13 protein-coding genes are annotated in these 17,533 nt (G+C 42.5%); 1 reads left to right on the top strand and 12 read right to left on the bottom strand.

Annotation, left to right across the window (positions count from 1 at the left end; genetic code table 11):
- Positions 1 to 43: 43 nt before the first annotated feature.
- From ACWI_RS07590 to ACWI_RS07550, 9 genes are all read right to left on the bottom strand, one after another.
- The gene (locus ACWI_RS07590; protein ID WP_070370831.1) at positions 44 to 892 is read right to left on the bottom strand and encodes an MBL fold metallo-hydrolase; all 849 of its coding nucleotides are present in this window, start codon (positions 890 to 892) and stop codon (positions 44 to 46) included.
- Between the two features lie 91 nt (positions 893 to 983).
- A complete protein-coding gene (locus ACWI_RS07585) occupies positions 984 to 1,853 on the bottom strand; it encodes an FAD binding domain-containing protein (protein WP_070370830.1) in 870 nt (289 codons plus the stop codon).
- The gene (locus tag ACWI_RS07580) at positions 1,853 to 2,350 is read right to left on the bottom strand and encodes a (2Fe-2S)-binding protein (protein WP_070370829.1); all 498 of its coding nucleotides are present in this window, start codon (positions 2,348 to 2,350) and stop codon (positions 1,853 to 1,855) included. Before ACWI_RS07580 ends, ACWI_RS07585 begins: the two co-directional genes overlap by 1 nt.
- Positions 2,340 to 4,718 carry a xanthine dehydrogenase family protein molybdopterin-binding subunit gene (locus ACWI_RS07575; RefSeq protein WP_070370828.1) on the bottom strand — a complete coding sequence of 793 codons (2,379 nt, stop codon included), beginning with the start codon at positions 4,716 to 4,718 and terminating at the stop codon, positions 2,340 to 2,342. The genes ACWI_RS07580 and ACWI_RS07575 overlap by 11 nt, the downstream gene beginning before the upstream one ends.
- Before the next feature lie 377 nt (positions 4,719 to 5,095).
- On the bottom strand, positions 5,096 to 5,752 hold the full coding sequence (locus tag ACWI_RS07570) for a GntR family transcriptional regulator (RefSeq protein WP_070370827.1): 657 nt from the start codon (positions 5,750 to 5,752) through the stop codon (positions 5,096 to 5,098).
- A gap of 212 nt (positions 5,753 to 5,964) precedes the next feature.
- Entirely contained in the window at positions 5,965 to 6,435 is a 471-nt protein-coding gene (locus ACWI_RS07565) for a (2Fe-2S)-binding protein (RefSeq protein ID WP_070370826.1), read from the bottom strand.
- The gene (locus tag ACWI_RS07560) at positions 6,428 to 7,309 is read right to left on the bottom strand and encodes an FAD binding domain-containing protein (protein WP_070370825.1); all 882 of its coding nucleotides are present in this window, start codon (positions 7,307 to 7,309) and stop codon (positions 6,428 to 6,430) included. The genes ACWI_RS07565 and ACWI_RS07560 overlap by 8 nt, the downstream gene beginning before the upstream one ends.
- Positions 7,302 to 9,581, bottom strand: a complete 2,280-nt coding sequence (locus ACWI_RS07555) for a xanthine dehydrogenase family protein molybdopterin-binding subunit (RefSeq protein WP_070370824.1) — start codon at positions 9,579 to 9,581, stop codon at positions 7,302 to 7,304. The genes ACWI_RS07560 and ACWI_RS07555 overlap by 8 nt, the downstream gene beginning before the upstream one ends.
- Positions 9,582 to 9,611: 30 nt before the next feature.
- On the bottom strand, positions 9,612 to 10,658 hold the full coding sequence (locus tag ACWI_RS07550) for a pyridoxal-phosphate dependent enzyme (protein WP_070370823.1): 1,047 nt from the start codon (positions 10,656 to 10,658) through the stop codon (positions 9,612 to 9,614).
- A gap of 223 nt (positions 10,659 to 10,881) precedes the next feature.
- On the opposite strand from ACWI_RS07550, the gene ACWI_RS07545 reads away from it, so the two are divergent.
- On the top strand, positions 10,882 to 11,928 hold the full coding sequence (locus ACWI_RS07545; protein WP_070370822.1) for a helix-turn-helix domain-containing protein: 1,047 nt from the start codon (positions 10,882 to 10,884) through the stop codon (positions 11,926 to 11,928).
- Between the two features lie 204 nt (positions 11,929 to 12,132).
- Here the strand turns inward: ACWI_RS07545 and ACWI_RS07540 are convergent, their stop codons facing one another.
- The 3 genes from ACWI_RS07540 to ACWI_RS07530 all read right to left on the bottom strand — a co-directional run bounded on the left by ACWI_RS07540 (position 12,133) and on the right by ACWI_RS07530 (position 17,533).
- On the bottom strand, positions 12,133 to 12,645 hold the full coding sequence (locus tag ACWI_RS07540; RefSeq protein WP_070370821.1) for a DUF1097 domain-containing protein: 513 nt from the start codon (positions 12,643 to 12,645) through the stop codon (positions 12,133 to 12,135).
- Between the two features lie 307 nt (positions 12,646 to 12,952).
- Positions 12,953 to 15,106 carry a methyl-accepting chemotaxis protein gene (locus tag ACWI_RS07535; RefSeq protein WP_084633561.1) on the bottom strand — a complete coding sequence of 718 codons (2,154 nt, stop codon included), beginning with the start codon at positions 15,104 to 15,106 and terminating at the stop codon, positions 12,953 to 12,955.
- A 282-nt stretch (positions 15,107 to 15,388) separates the two neighbouring features.
- Positions 15,389 to 17,533: an NHLP bacteriocin export ABC transporter permease/ATPase subunit gene (locus ACWI_RS07530; RefSeq protein WP_070370819.1), complete on the bottom strand. Its 2,145-nt coding sequence runs from the start codon at positions 17,531 to 17,533 to the stop codon at positions 15,389 to 15,391.

Raw genomic sequence — 17,533 nt, 5'->3', positions numbered from 1 at the left:
GTAAAATAGCCTCCTTTTTTCTTTTAGAAAAACGCTCGGTCGCTTATCCCTGGGTTAAGTAGTTGTAACACTTGATGATATTTGTTCGTTGAATGTATTCCATCATTTCATCCTGACCAATATCCACCGGGCATCGGTTGGCAAAGCTGATCCGTGCGATACACTCTTCCTGAGTCCAGCCATTTTTTATACCATCGGCAACCGCTGTGATCCATTCATAAATAAACGAGAGCTGGTTCATAATATATGACTTTTTAACAACCGGACCATGTCCCGGGACAACGTGATCCACATCCAGAGAGTAGATAAACTTAAGTGATGCAATCAGTTCATCGATATTAGCCGAGTGGATCCAGATTTGACAATCGGAAAAGACAGTATCTCCGACAAATACGGTTCGTTCCTCTGGTACATGTACGGCAATCTGCGAATCCGAGTGTCCTGGTGTGTGATACAGCTTAAAAGTGTGATCTCCAACTTTCAGGGACAGATCTTTTGAAAAGGTAATCTGCGGTTTGTTAATAATGTAATCTTCTCGGGAGGGCATTAATTCCAGCCCCTTGGGATCCTGGCGGGTTAGTACATCAACACTGTAGTCATAGCCGTCCATTTCCCCCGGCACCAGAAAGAAATCTTTGTTCATCGCTTCGTGTCCGATAATTGGGCATTTACCGGCAAACCAATGATTCCCAAAAATATGGTCAATATGTGGTTCGGTATTAATCATGTATTTAATGGGCCCTTTTTGCTCAGCAAAGGCGATCATCTCAAGCAAACTGCTTAACCACTGAGCGTTATCGATAAACACTGATCCTTCTTTGGTAAAAACAATACTTGGGTTACACCCCCGAATCTTTGTTTCGGTATAAACATTTGGTGTTAGTTTTTCCATTTTAATTTCCTTTCTCAACAGGTGAGGTTGATTTATTTGTAAAAAAAGGAGCAGCGATGCCTTGCGGCATCATTTCTGCTCCTTAACTGGCTTAGTTTTTTTGAGCTTCCTGTGCCGCATCCTTTAGTACATGTCGTACCCATACCTTGACCATTTCTTTTCGATACTCTTTTGTCGCACGAGCATCGGTTATCGGTGTACACGACTCTGAAGCGATCACTGCTGCTTCTTCAATTAATTGATCGGTTAGCTTCTTTCCTGATAATAGGGCTTCCGCTTTTGGCACCCGGATGACAGTTGGGGCGACACCACCCAGAGCGATTTTTACATCCACCACTTCATCTTGCGCATTCAAGGTGACTTTTCCGGCGACACCGATAATGGCGATGTCCGTATCGCCCCGAATTGAATATTTTTTGTAAACAGCGCCGGTTTTGTCGGCATATTTAGGGATCTTAAAACTGACCAGCATTTCGTCATCGGCTAACACAGTTTTGCCCGGGCCGGTAAAGAATTCTTCCAGAAGAACACTTCTGTTGCCATTTTTGCCAACGATGTTGGCAATTGCTCCGGAAACGACCAAACCCGGAACGGTATCAGCACTGGGCGATGCATTACAGCTGTTTCCACCAAGGGTGGCAATATTTCGGACCTGCATGCTGGATACATTTCCGGCACCGGTTTTAACAATTTTCCAGGCACCCGTTAACAGTTCTGATTTGGAAACATCCATCAGACGAGCCATGGCACCGATATAAAGGCCATCTTCTTTTAAAGAAACTTCGCTTAATTCAGGAATGGCATTTAAACTCACCACTGTTTTTGGTTTTAGCGCACGGCTTCTTAAGCGAATAACCAGGTCGGTTCCACCGGCCAGCATTTTAACATCTGATCCCTGCTCGCTTAAAATTTGGACACATTCTTCAACAGTTTTCGGTTCGTAATATGCATTAAATTTCATTAGTTCACACCCCCGGCATTAATCTTATCGCGTGCATCTTCAATGGCTTCAACCACTTTTACATAACCGGTGCAGCGACATAAATTCCCATGTAGTCCTTCCCGAATATCTTCTTCGGTGGCGTTGGGATTCTCATTTAAAATAGCAATCGCCGTCATAATCATACCAGGTGTGCAGAAGCCACACTGAATCGCAAAGTGATCAATAAATGCCTGCTGCATCGGATGGAGCACATCACCATTGCTCACTCCTTCAATGGTCGTTATTTTTTTATTTCTCGCCTGTCCAATCAGCATCGAACAACTTTTTGCCGCTTTCCCATCAACCAGAATGGTGCAGGCACCACAATTGCCATCATCGCACCCTTGCTTTGTTCCTGTCAAACCCAGCTCGTTTCTTAGAACGTCAACCACAGTCCGATCTGGTGAGACTAGTAAATCGACTGCCTTTCCATTTATTTCACACTCAACTTGAATATAATTTGCTCTATTTTGCATCACTGGCCTCCTTATCTTTAATCAATTTCAATACTCTTTCTGCTGTCATTGGCATTTCTGTCGGTCTTACCCCAATGGCCTGATAGATGGCTGCGGCAATAGCCGGTCCAACCGGAATCATAATCGATTCTGCCATCCCTTTCGCGTTAAATGGGCCATCTGGCAATGGATCTGGAAGAATTGCCCGCATAAAGTTTTTCTGAAGTGGTGTTTCCAGAGTTGTTGGCAAACGGTAGTCTGACATATTAGGATTCATCATTTTACCGTCCTGGAACATGTGATGATCCATGATGGAGAATCCCAAGGCCATAATCACACCACCATCAATCTGACCTTCAACCAGTTTTGGATTAATCGGATTACCGGTATCAGCGGTGCTCATCAGCTTCAAAATTTTAATTTGCCCGGTTTCTTCATTCACAGCAACTTCAGCACCAAAAGCACTGTACTGATACCAGTTCCACATTCTCGGTGTCCGTCCATCTTCATGACCAGGCCCAAACCACTCAACTGCAGGCGCTGGACAAAACACCCCGCGTCCTCTGACTGGTGTTCCTTTTAAAAGACCCCAGGTCTGTTGAGTGAAGAAACTAAACGGTTCATACAGATCAGCAATATCAATAGACTCAATATTTGATCCGACAAAATAAGCTTTACCATTTTTAATGGTCACCTGTTTCTTGGCCAGACCAACTTTCCGACCAGCTGCTTCCTTTAACTGGTCGATGGCATCCTGACAGGCAATGATCACAGCATTCCCGGTTGTGTAGGTGGTTCGACTGGAGGCTCCAAAATTATCATACGGTGTTATCGCTGTGTCTGCTCTGGTAACTTTTACTTTTTCAATATCAATCTGGAATTCCGTTGCTGCCATTTGTCTGAGGGTTGTCTGAACTCCCATCCCCTGTTCATCACAGCTGACCAGTAATTCGATGCTACCATCACTATGAACCAGACAATCCGCTTCGGCTCGCCCAAGTGGTGTATTTTGTTTTCCAGCAGCCGCAATTCCTTTTCCATATTTCCATGGACCACCATCCTGTTGGCAAGGTTCATCAATATTAATGGCATCGGCAACTGCTTCCAGGCATCTTCCCAAACCAATACTGGTCACTTTTTCGCCATAAGGATTGGTTTCGCCTTTCTTTAAAATATTTTTTAAGCGAATCTCCAACGGATCCATATCCAGTTTTTCAGCTAATACATCGATCAAATTTTCCATTGCCCATTCTGATTCAGCACAACCCAGTCCACGATATGGTGCGCATGGCATAGTGTTAGTTCGTACTGCATACGAATCGCATTGAACATTGGGAATGTTGTAGACACACATTAAACCGGAAGAAGATAGGCGGCCATCAAAATAACCCCGGATTTGAGCCCCGGCATCCTCTACTAGCTCAAGTTTTTCAGCAATGATAGTACCATCTTTTTTTGCTCCCAATTTTAATTTGGTGTAGACCGGCCAATTCGATGGTGATGACGTATACATTTCTTTTCGGGTTAAAACATATGAAACGGTTCTTTTTGTTCTTAAGGCCATCAACACTGCCAAGGGTTCTACCAGAGGAAACAAACGATTGCCGAAGCTACCACCAGTAACCGGTTGAATAACCCGAACCTTATTTGATGAAAGCTGTGGATACATGGTTAGAATATGATTCTTGACAACCCCGTGAACTCCACAACCATTGGTAATAATAGTCACCCCACCACCTTCGTGGTATTCAACAATGCTACCGTTACACTCGATTTGGGAGGTTGATTTTTTACCAGCCTGATACTCTTCTTCAACGATTACATCCGCTTCAGCAAAAGCTTTTTCGACATCACCATGGGTTAATTTGTAACTCCCCATTACATTCGGACCTTCTGGTTGAACCCCACCATAGCCAGCAGCAATTCCCAATTCTGGACTGGTAACCGATACGGCATCCGCTTTGAAGGCTTCGCGCTGATCAACTACATAAGGCAATTCTTCATATACCACCTTCACCAGTTCCAATGCCTGCTCAGCAATTTCGATACTTTCTGCAGCCACCGCCACAACAGCCTGCCCCGCCCAGATAACTTCATCTTTTGCCGGATTTCCATAATAACTTGACGCATAAGGGATATCCGCCCATGCAATATCAGGATCACTTCCTTTTACAACAGTTGCAACACCTGGTAGCGCCTCAGCTGCACTCGCATCAATACTCACAATTTTTGCATGGGCATGCGGACTCCGTAAAACCTTTACATGCAACAAATCCCGATACTGAACCTGATAGTCCTCAAAGTACTTTGCTTTACCAGTCGCCTTTTCGTATACGTCGACTCTTTGAACACTTTTTCCAATGTAATTGGTCTTTTCACAATCAGACATAATTGAACCTCCAAATTTAAAGTAAAAATTTAAAAATACTTGAAAAACTAACAATAGAATTTTTAGCATTCATCAGCAGCGCTTTAAGTACTACAAAAATTAGCGTTTTCATACCATTGCTATTCATACAATATTTTAATTTTCCTTTGTACGGCATAATTTTTTAAATATTATATATAATCGATTATATTTTATAGATGAATAGTAACACCTCCCTTTGCTAATGTCAAATGATATTTCGCAAATTTTGTATAATTAATTTTACGTAAAAAAAATCTGTTTAACAGAACTCGCACAATGACTACTCTTTAATCATTATGCGAATTTCTGTTAAACAGATTCGAATTTTTTTTATTGTTCTTCTCAACTTCCTCTTGTCAGGAAATATTATTCATTTCTTCAATCAATACTTCAAAATGCTCGGTGACCGCTTCCATGGCCATTTCTTTACTTCTTGTTTTTAATGCCTGATAAAGACTATTATGCCGTTCAGCTAATGTTTCCAAAGTAAGATCTGAAATCCAGGCACTAATACTGGTATATTCCCGTATTTTACATTGATTCCAAAGCTTGATTAGCAGCTCATTATTAGAGATTTCCATAATTTTTTCGTGGAACAAGCTGTCTTTTTCAACAAAAAGTTCAAAGTTTCCATCTTTAACCGCTTGTTTCATTTCATCCATTACATTGAGGATATCCTCCAGCTGATCATCGGTAATGACTTCAACGGCATAGCGCATGGCGGCCATCTCCAGAGCTTCCCGGACATAATAAGCATCAATCACATCTTTCTTATCCATTTTGCGCACAAAGGCTCCCTGATAAGGGCGATTTTCAATAAAGCCCATCATTTCAAGGTCGCGGATAGCTTCTCTTACCGGTGACTGAGATACCCCCAATTTTTTCGCCCAGCGGGTTTCTACCACCCGTTCTCCGGGTTTTAACTCCTCGCTGATGATCGCCTGTTTGATTACTTCTCGTATTTCATCACTATATAAAGTTCTTTTTTTTAATTTTCCGTCTGATTCCACCACAATAGATAACTCCTTGCTATAACTTTGAATAATGATTCATTATAGCATATATTCCCTACTTGTCAAAATTATCTATCATCGTTAATGCATTTTTTGCGTTATTTTTAAATATGGTTAATATAACATATCGTCTATATCACCAATAGATATGGTCAGGATCTTATTATCTGATGTTTTTTTAAATGCAACTAATTTTTCATTTTATCTGATCATTAGTGTTTTGATTCAATCGCCCCTTCAACCGCTTTCACAATATTTCCATAACCGGTGCATCTGCAAAGATTTCCAGAAAGCCCGATTTTTATTTCTGCTTCTGTGGGATTGGGGTTTTTAAGCAACAATGCTTTTGCACTCATTAACATACCCGGAGTGCAAAAACCGCATTGTACGGCATGATTTTCGATAAAAGATTGCTGGAGACGGTCCAGTTGCCCATCCTGTTCCAATGCTTCAATTGTAATAATCTCAGATTGATTGACCTGGGCTACCAATACCAGACAGGCATTCACGGCAATCCCATCCATTAAAACCGTACAGGCCCCGCATTCACCGGTACTGCAACCTTCTTTTGTACCAGTGAGCAAAAGTTTATTCCTGAGCAGTTCAAGCAGTGTCATGGTCGGGTCAACATTCATACAAATTTCTTTGTCGTTTACTTTAAGCCGTATTTCTATTTTATTCATTTACCTTCACCTCTGCTTTTAGTGTCTTTTTTATCAATTCTTCGGTAAAACTTGTAATCACCGGCAACTTATAGTTGCTGGAGGACCTTCGACCAGTTTTCTCCAATACATAGTCCGATGCCAATCGGCCAGCTTCTTTTAGAATCAGCACGGTCAATTCTTTTCCTATTAAATAATCTTCTACTCCAGAAAAACGCTCCGGTTTGGATGTTGCTGCCCCCAGAACAAAACGAATCTGCTGAACGATCTGCTGTTCCATTTTAATCATACAGGCGCCATTGAGTCTTGAAATGGCCAATGCATTGCGTCTGCCAATTTTATCAAATCCCATTGTTGCCGTTTCTGAAGGCACATTAAATAAAATATGGGTTAAGATTTCATAATTTTTTATGGCGGTCTTGCCCTTATTTAAAATAAATGCCTCAATGGGTAAAGTGCGATTATGGATCTCATTATTTTCATCCACGGATTGCAGATTTACCTGTGCTCCCAAACAGACAAGTGGCGGTATGCCATCCGCTGCGGGGCTGGCATTACAAATATTTCCACCGATCGTTCCCCGGTTTCTTATCTGAGGCGCACCCACAGACTGAGCCGCCTTGCTGAGAAATGGTACTTTATCAAATAGCATTTCTGAATCGATTAGCTCCGTAAAAGTAACCATGGAACCAATACAAATGGCATCACCATCTAACTCAATTGTTTTCAGCTCTGTGATTTTGGATAAATCAATTATTTCATGCTTTTGGTCTGCTCTGCTGCGCATCGAAATGACAAGATCCGTGCCACCGGCTAGTAAGTTTGCCACTTCGTAATCTCGTTTATATTCCAGGGCTTGTTTTAAATATTTAGGTTGGAAAAAATAATTACTCATGAATCCCGCCTCCTTTAAGATAACCCAATCTTTCACTTGTTTCTATGGCTGCCAAAACACTCTCCAAATCAGCCGGAAGATTTCTAAGCCTTATCCCTAAAGCATTTTCAATCGCATTGAATACTGCTGGAGAAACAGTTGCTGTGGACGATTCACTCACCCCTTTAACCCCTAAAGGATTGTTTGCGGGTTGTGCCTCTAATGGAATAGCAGTAATATTCGGAGAATCCATAATTGTCTGGAGCAGATATTTATCGAAATTTGTCGTCACTAAACGTCCGTTTTTTGTAGCAATCGTCTCGCTCAGAGCTAGACCCAAAGCCATGGATACGCCTCCGGCAATTTGCGCCTTGGCTTCCTCCTCATTAATAATCCGGCCCACATCGTGAATCGCCACCACTTCAGTTACCTCAACTTTTCCAGATACCAGATCAATCTCAACCTCGGCCCCGCAGGCCCCATAATTAAAGGACGCATAGGTTTCTCCGGAATTGCTGTCAAAATCCCACCACACCGGTGGCAGAGACCACCAGCCATGTCCGTAAACCCCAGGTATCACAGTGTAACACAGGTTAACCGCATCTTTAAAACTTAAACAATGGGTTTGATCCTCAATGAATACACGGTTATCCAGAAAAATAATCATTTCCGGATTCACTTTCCACATCTCAGCAAGGACTGTGGCAATTCGCATTTTGGCATCATTCGCTGCAACCAGTGCTGCGTTGCCGGAGGTGATAGTGCCCCGTGAGCCTACCGTGGCGCCGCTATCAATGACATAGGCAGTATCCAGGGGACTCATTTTTATATTCTCAATATTGACACCCATAGTCTCACTGATAATCTGCAAAACGACGTTGCTGCCTCCCTGTCCCTGCTCGGTTATCCCACTGTACACAACAATGGTTCCGTCTTTTTCGACGTTGAAATTCACTGCTGCCGCATCTTTTTCCTTAAATCCGGCACCCATGGCTTCACCTCGAAAAATACAGGATATTCCTCGACCTCTGACCTTACCCACCGGAACATCAGATGGTTTTTTATTCACTGGGAATGTTTCTTCCAACTTATCCAGACAGGCCATCAGATTCACGCACTCCAGCTTCTGGCCGGTGGCGGTAATGGAACCTTCGGTAAATCCATTGATCCGCCGGATTTTCAGGGGATCCAACCCCAATTCTTTTGCCAGTTCATTCATTAATGATTCAGAAGCAAAATCGACCTGGGGGGAACCGAAACCACGAACTGCATCAGACACGGTATTATTGGTAAATGCACCCTCAATCCGGGTGAAAATATTTTCAATGTTGTAAGGCCCGGTGGCTTCCACCGTTGCCCGCCAGACCGTGGCAGCACTTTTGGTGAGGTAAGCACCCACGTCAGCTAGGCCGTTGATCTCCATGGCAGTGATCTTTCCGTCGCGTTTTGCGCCAACCTTATAATGCAATTTGAAGGGATGACGCTTTGTTCCCTCTTCAAGCACCTCTTCCCGGCTCCATATCATTTTACAGGGTCGGTTTGTCAGCATGGCGGCCATGGTAACCCGGGCGCCAATCACATTGATATCAGAATCCTTGCCGCCGAACACCCCACCTAATGCCGGCTGAATAACCCGAACCTGGTTTTCATGAAGCCCGCAATGGGATGCTACTGCCCGCTTGATATTAAAGGGACCTTTTCCCGGACAATAGAGCAAGATCCCGTTTGCTTCGGGGATGGCAATGGCGCCATCCGGTTCAATTGCCGAATGCATCGCCCGTTGCGTGGTATATTCCCGTTCAATAATCAGATCTGCTTCTACAAATCCGGCTTCCACATTACCCTTGATAGCCTGATGACTGGCCGCAAAATTTGTTTCCCCATGGAGAATGGGTGCACCTTCTTTCAAGGCATCCTCCGGGTTCATCACATAAGGCAGTTCTTCAAAATCAATCCTGACCAGTTTAGCCCCTAAAATTGCCTGCTCTTTTGTCTCAGCCACAACAATAGCCACGCCATCTCCTGCATACTTGGTTTCGTGCGCTGCAAGAACTGGCCGGTCTTTTGGCCTTTGATTGATTCCGGGTACATCCTGTGCTGTGAATACTCCCACAACCCCATTTAGCTGTAATGCTTCGGTGCCGTCAATCTTCTTTATTCTGGCATGGGCAACCGGAATTCTAACGGTTTGCACATAGAGCATCCCGGGAAAAAATAAATCATTCACATATTTGGCTTTTCCGGTGATTTTGGCATAGGCATCCTGCCGGTCGACACTTTTTCTTTTTGCCATTTTCTTCTCTCCTCTTCTTCGCTGCGCTTTTTATTTCATTTCGTTGTGAAATCCATAATCAATGACTGATGAATAATCATAATAGGTGTTTAAGCCCCCGGTGTGCAAAAAAAGCACTCTGGTACCTTTTTTTATTTCACCGCTTCTGATTAAGTCAATAAGCCCGGCCATCGTCTTCCCCGAATAGATAGGATCCAGCATGATTCCCTCCGTTCGTGATAATAATTCAATGGCTTCTTTTAGTGCTTCAGTGGGTTGAGCGTAGGCGTCGCCATAATAGCCGTCATGGCATATGACCCTTTTCTTATCAGGACCTTCCACACCTAAAAAACTGGTGGTTTGATCCAAGGCCCCAAAGAGAGTTGTTAATTGAGCCTCTTTATTTTGAAACACATTGATACCATGTATCTCGATGGGATAGTCTGCCGCATCGAAGCCAATGAAAAGACCCATTTGTGTTCCCCCTGTACCGCTGGGACAGACCAGGGTGTCAAACATCACATCCTTTGCTTTTCCCTGGTTCATGATTTCTTCTGCGCAAAGTACATACCCGCAGTTGCCTAGCGGACTGGTTCCGCCTCTGGCCAGAATGTATGGCTTTTTCCCGGTTGCTATTAAACCTGCCTTCATTTCTTGTGTTAGTATCATGTCTCCGATGGGTCCTTTGATTGGTTCCATGGACACTTCAATTTTTTCAACCCCGCTTAATTCATACAAATGTTTATTGCGATCTTGTTCATACTGGTAGGTGTGATCCGACCAGTATTCCATAATCAAAGCTGTTTTCATCCTTTCAATATTGGCAAGATGCAAGGCCATCAGATTATGATTGCACTGAAAAGTACTACCGGTGATAATGGTATCCGCACCGGAGACCACTGCTTCGTGAAACAAAAATTCCAGCTTTCTTAACTTGTTCCCTCCAAACGGGAGTATATCATCCCGCTTGATATAGATCTCAACATCGCCACCCAGGACCTTAGTTAAATTTTCACATTTCTGAATCGGTGTTGGGCACGTCATATAGTGTCGCTTGGGTATCCCATGAATTTTTTCAAATATATTTTTTGTGCTCATTTGCTTCCCCTTTTATTCATACTGCTGATTTAATAGACTAACCTTAACAATTTTTATTAAAAAAATCACTGGCTATACTTATTCGGTAACATTGCAAAACTTATCCTTTTTGTTTACTTCCATCGATCAATTTAATCAGTTTGATAACTGAGCTATAAATAATTAGACATCAAGCGCTTTTGCGCTTACAATAAAAAAAGAACCATCGATTGGAGGGTAAACAATGTTTGATATGACACCGATTGAAGAAATTTACAAATATCTTTTTGAGCAAGGTATCAATCCTGATGTCATCAGTCAGGAAGATTTATCTGTTATTTTAAAACAATTTGGTGGCGAAGCCTTTCAAGAAGATCCGGTCGAAAACATTTCCCGAAACAATACCGTCTATCCGGAGGATCTGTTTATTTACTCTCATTCCGATATTGCAGTGGTGAGGCGCCCTCGTTACCGCCCCCATCATAAAATGCACCAGCACGATTTTATTGAAGTTACCTACGTCTATGAAGGGCTTTGCATCTTTGTTGGTCCCAACCGTGATGAAGTTCTTCTAAAAAAAGGTGATCTGCTTTTACTGGCAACCAACACGGATCATCAATTCCATACCGATGCAGATGACAGTATCGTTTTTCATATGGCCATCCGACGCAGTACCTTTGATAAATCGTTTATTAAATTATTGGATAACGAGGATATCCTCTCGCAATTTTTCAGTCGGGTGATTTATGGATCAACCCCGACTTCCTACCTCCTCTTTGAAGTCGGTGATGATAAAAAGATCAGCAAGTTGTTTCTGGAGATGATCCTGGAAATGGAACTTTCCCATAAAACTTCTCCTCGCATGTTAAATATCTATTTTGAATGGCTTTGTGTCTATATACTTCGAAACTACGATTGCAAGGTCTGGATTGGATCACAACAATCGCCCACCATGGACATGGTGAAAATTCTTATTTATATGCGGGATAACATTCAGTCCACCTCTTTAGCAGAAACGGCTCATGCCTTTAATTACAGCATCTCCTATTTCTGCAAGCTTATTAAACGCTACACCGGAAAAACCTATGGCAATTTGATCACCGAAATTCGTATGCAAAAAGCCTGTGAATTGCTTAACAACAATACCATCAGTATTGACGAAATCGCCGCTATTGTTGGGTATGAAAATGTGAGTAGTTTTTATCGAAGCTTTAAGCGCATCTATAATATGACGCCATCACAATATCAACAACAAAATTTAATTGCGGTGGAACCAAATTATTTCAAATGATGGAGTTAAAATGAACCATTCAACCGTCAATGAGATTCAACCCCTAAAATATTTTTTTGTATATTTTCATGTATGCTTTTTTGCGAGAAAAAAGACGTATTGCCGTTTAACTTTAAGCTGTCAGCAATACGTCTTTTTTATTCAACCATACACTTTATTTCTACTTATGCGTTTTTTAAGTTTAACATTGTTCTAATGAAGCTGTTACGCTTGTTGTTCAGCAGCTTCTTTTTCTGGAAATTTCTTTGCAATTAAACCTGCGATTGGGCCCGCTGCTTTTTCAGCAACCCATCCCATTGCGGCTCCACATGTGAGTGCGATCAACACACCGACAATGTCGCCAGTTGGAAATGCTTCAGTTTCTGATCCGAAAAGACATGCTGCTCCAATAAATGCTCCAGGGATAAAAGAAAGGAAATCTATTTTTGCTTCAACACACATCATAACTACAGCAATAAATACCGCTATTCCCAAAGCAAATGGTGATGACCATGCCCCAAAGACGAAAAATATAAATACCGCCCATAAAACGCCGGCAAAGTTTGATGCAAGACCCTTTACAAGACCCATATTTTTTCCGCCAGCAGCAAAGAATGTTGCTTCACCTGCAAAAGCCACCCATACAATTACAGGCAATACCCCTGCAATAAAAACCAAATGTGAGAATACCCCTGCAATAATCCCTGCAGTTAGACCAATCGCTACTAAATAACCCATTATAATTCCACCTTTCAATTTTACCATCTCGGTAATGTAATAATACTAATCTGATTGCTCCTGGTGTCCTTTTCGAATCGCATAAGTCTCGACACATGATTCATTTAGCATTAATTCTAGCCTGGATCAATTGTGCTATATTACATATAATCGATTATATGTAATATACAGTATGTTGATGTAAACGTCAATCATTTTTTTTGCATTTTTATTTGATCCGTCTTCATTGCGATTATCACTTATACTAACCGAGCTTATCTGGATCATATTTTTCAATCGTGATCAGCTCTTTTCCCAACGCACTACACTAAATTTTTAATTCAAACGTGTCTACCATTTTTTTAAGGAGTTCTGCCTGTCCCGAGAGTTCTTCACTGGCTGCCGCACTTTCTTCAGCCGTTGCAGAATTGGTTTGTACTACCATTGAAACCTGTTCAATCCCCTGAGTGATTTGAGCAATTTCAAGTGCCTGGTCATTGGATGCCAAAGCGATCTTGCTAACGATATTCGCAACTTTTTCGATTCTACTTAGAATATTATTCAAGCTTTCAGCTGTATCATCGACAATGCTGCTGCCAACTTTTACTTTTTCAATGGATCCTTCAATTAGACCGGTTGTTTCCTTAGCCGCCTCAGCACTTCTTGCCGCCAGGGTTCTGACTTCTTCCGCAACAACTGCAAAACCTTTGCCATGCTGTCCGGCCCGTGCCGCCTCTACTGCAGCATTTAGAGCCAAAATATTTGTTTGGAAGGCAATATCGTCAATGACTTTAATAATTCTTGAAATACTATTTGAAGATTCATTAATCTCAACCATGGCAGTAACCATTCTACGCATTTGTTCATTCCCTGTTTCTGCACTTTGGCGAACCGCCAACGCCAGTTCATTCGCCTCATTGGCATTTACCGCATTCTGTCTGGTTTCACCTGCAACTTCTTCTATCGACGCAGTAAGTTCCTCAATAGCACTGGCCTGTTCAGTGGCTCCCTGAGCCAATGCCTGACCACCGTCTGAAATCTGTTGGGCTCCCACATCAACCTGACTGGCCGCTAAAGTTATCTCCAAGATTGTTTCACTCAAACTTTCCGTGATTTGGTTTAATGAATTTTTGATCGGCAAAAAATCTCCCAAATACTCAGCTGTGATTTTTTGATTTAAGTTTCCTATTCCTATTTCTTCCAGTGTCATGGTAATTTCTGACACATATTGTTTCAAAAAAGTAATGGTCTGGTTTAATGCATTTTTAATTTGAGCATGATCACCCCTATAATCACCATCCATCTCTGCATTTAAATCTCCTTGTGACAACTTTTTTAAGCTATCTGATGCTTCCAGAATTGGGGCAATAACTGCATCCAATATTTGGTTAAAGCCGTTGATGACCTTTGCGTATTCGCCATTAAATTTCTCGACATCGCCCCGATTGCTAAGATCCCCTTCAACTGCAATATCAGTCATAATTTTTGTTTCATCCACCAACTGGATAATGTTTTCAATCATCCGAATCAAACAGGGTATGATCTGATCATTTTCACTTTGTCGAGGGACTTTTTTCAGCGCTTCCAAATCACACATATTTCCATTTCCAATGTTAGTTGATATTTCTACAACACGAATAAGTTTAATATTTACCAAATTAATTGATCTTGCCAGATCGGAGTAGATCCCTACGAAATCACCTTCAATATTCTGGGTAAAATCATTTTTACTCATCAGTGAAAGAATTCGATTACATTCTTCTAAGGCTGTCATCCCTTTTATACAGGAATTAATATTATTTTTCAGAACTTCAAACTCCCCATCATACGCTTCAGTTATAAAGTCTGGCTTATCGCCCTTTCCAATCTGATAGATATATTCAGAGAAAGTACTTACTGGAACGGTAAGCGAATCAAGCATTCTATTGACACCTATGATTATTTCTTTGTATTTTCCATTAAAATGCGCCACATCTCCTCTTGTATTGAGTTCACCTTCTTGGCAGGCCTTAACAATCCTATTGATTTCAGAATACAGGCCTTCTATCGAATCTGCTATAGACAGTAATTCGTCAGTAATTAGCGATTGGGTATTTAGATTTTTAGAATCGATAGTTAAGTCACCTTCGCCAATTCTCTTAATCCGCTCCACCAGATCCATCTCAAGATACTCAGCCAACTGGTTCATATTCACTATCATCTGTTCATTTTCATTCGCAGCAGTTCGTTCAATTTCTTTTTTTGAATAAATTCTATTTATTCTATTAATAGTTTTATTCAGCTCACTTAATGCCATCAACCTACTCTTTAAAAATGAATAGGTTATACACAAACCCACTAATACAAACCCGACTGACGTAATCAGAAGCACACTGATTTGGTTTAAAACTAAATTAAAACTAAATGACACCATCATTATTAACACCGATGTTGCAATAAGCAGTATCGATATAAAAACTAGTAATTGCTTAAACAAACTCATCAAACAATTCCTCCTGCTGCTTTGCTACTAACCACTTTGTTATACCTCTGTTGCTTTTCTCCATCTTCTTACTCCTTTTCAATTAATCGATTATCGTTTATGTTTTATGCACTATATTATAACTCTATGTCACGATAATATGCAAATAGATACTTAAAATTACAGCAGAAATATTTGTAAATAATTATTGCTTCCTTGATCTTTCCTACATACCTTGTTATTTCGACAAAAAACAGACTTCTGCGTCATCGCTTATTTGCGATGATGCAGAAGTCTGTGTTCTTAGACCAGCTGACGCTTGGCATACTTATAAAAATAGGCTTCTTTTTTCATCAGTTCGTCATAGGTGCCGGATTCAACAATGCTGCCCTTTTCCAGTACCAGAATGCGGTCGCAATCCATAATCGTGCTAAGCCGATGGGCAATCACAATCCGGGTGGCGTCGAGGTTTTTCAAACTTTCAGAAACAATCTTCTGGGATCGGTTATCCAGGGCGCTGGTCGCTTCATCGAAAAAGAGTATGGCCGGATTGGCGGCAATGGCTCTGGCAATCAGCAACTTCTGGCGCTGGCCTCCAGACAGGGTACCGGCTCCCTCCGCCACCATGGTTTTCAGACCCATGGGCATTTCCCGGATTTCCTCATCCATACCGACTTTTTTAAGCAGTTCCCAGACTTCATCTTCCGACAGTTCTTTTTTTGAACCGGCAATGTTTGATAAGATATCCCCGGGGATCAATTGGCTGTCCTGGAGTACCACCCCCATTTGCTTTCTGATTTCCCGGATATCCACACTTTCCAGATCAAAGCCGCCACAGTAAATGCTGCCACTGGTGGGTTTTTCAAAGCCCAAAAGCAGCCGCAACAGGGTTGACTTGCCACTGCCGGAAGCCCCAACAATAGCCACATACTCGCCATGTTTGATATGGAGAAAAATATTATCCAGAATCGTGGCCCCGCCCTGATAGTAGGAAAAATAGAGATGCTTAATTTCAATGTCTCCCTGAATTTTTCCGGGGGTGGTTTTAAAGCTATCCACTTCGGGCACACCGTCGATGATCGGTTTGGTATTTTCATACTGGGGCACCACACTATTGATCGAAATCAATGTTTGCACCAGTCCCAGCAGCGACGAGATAAAAATGACAAAGGCCGAATTGATAGCCACAAAACCCCCAGAGGAAATGCTATTGACACTGACATAATAGTAGATTACACACATTGACAGGGTTGGCAGAGCAATGGTCATCAACCGCAGCAAGGCCATCAGCTGACCACGCTTATATTCCACCTTCCGCTGTTTGGCATATTCCCGAACCCATTTCAGATAAGAGCGACTTTCAGCGCCAGCCACCCGTAGCCGGGAAACCGAGGTGATCAGCTCAAACACCATCCCCGAAATATCATTAGACATTTCCAGTGAGATCCGCTGACATTTCATTTGCGCTTTTCCGATGACCAGGGTGATGGCCACACTGACCGCCGTTAAAGCCATGGCGATCCAACCAATGGTGGGATTGATGGTGAAGATATACAATCCGTTAACCAATGAAAATGAGCTGGTGATGATCATCGTGATGACATTCACCGATAAAATTTTCTGGATCATTGCAAAGCCAGTGGCTCGCATCGCCAGCGCGCCCGAAGAGTACTGTTTAAAAAAAGAGGCCGGTAGCGATAACAGTTTATCCAGCAGGGAATTCTGCAAAATTGACAATTTCCCCTGAATGCGGAGCACACAGATGTTTTGCACCATTGCAAACAACCCCCGACTGACGGCTACCGCCACCAGAATAAAGCCTACTACCAGAATCGTCACCGACTGATTCTGAGGAATCCAGACGTTGAAAGTCTCCTGCATCGCCATCGCCGGCAACAGCGAAAGCAGCGCTGCCGCCAGCGCCAGCACCAGCGTTAAGACCAGGTCGCGACGACGGAACAGTTTTAAACCCAGCTTTACCATTTCCCAAAAGGTCACTGGTTCCTTGGGCAGGGGCGGGTAAAAAACATAGGCCCGGTCGAATTCCGACTGGGCATCCACTTCCTGAAAGCCCCCATCACCCCGCCAGCACCGATAGCGGCTGGGGGATTTGGGAATCAGAGCCACCGGCTCCCCGTCTTTGGTAAAAGCCAGCATCGGGCCGTTATCGCGCTGATACCAATCCGCTTTTAATTCCACCTGCCGAAAGCGAAAACCCGATTCATCGGCAATCAGTTTAAAGGGATCGCCGCCACTAAGCTTTCTAAGCGGGGGAATTTTCACAACAATACCCATCGCTTCAGCGACTCTGGCCACAGCGGCAATCAGGGGATTGTCGTCCAGCGTGGCGGCCGATTTTTGGGGCGATAACACGCTGTCGAAGGCTTTTTTGGCACTGTTATCATATTTTTTATTGAGCTGTCGGATTTCTTCTAATTTTTTGGCCAT

The organism is Acetobacterium wieringae (assembly GCF_001766835.1).
GTDB lineage: Bacteria > Bacillota > Clostridia > Eubacteriales > Eubacteriaceae > Acetobacterium > Acetobacterium wieringae.
This window is presented reverse-complemented; position numbering and strand designations above follow the sequence as displayed.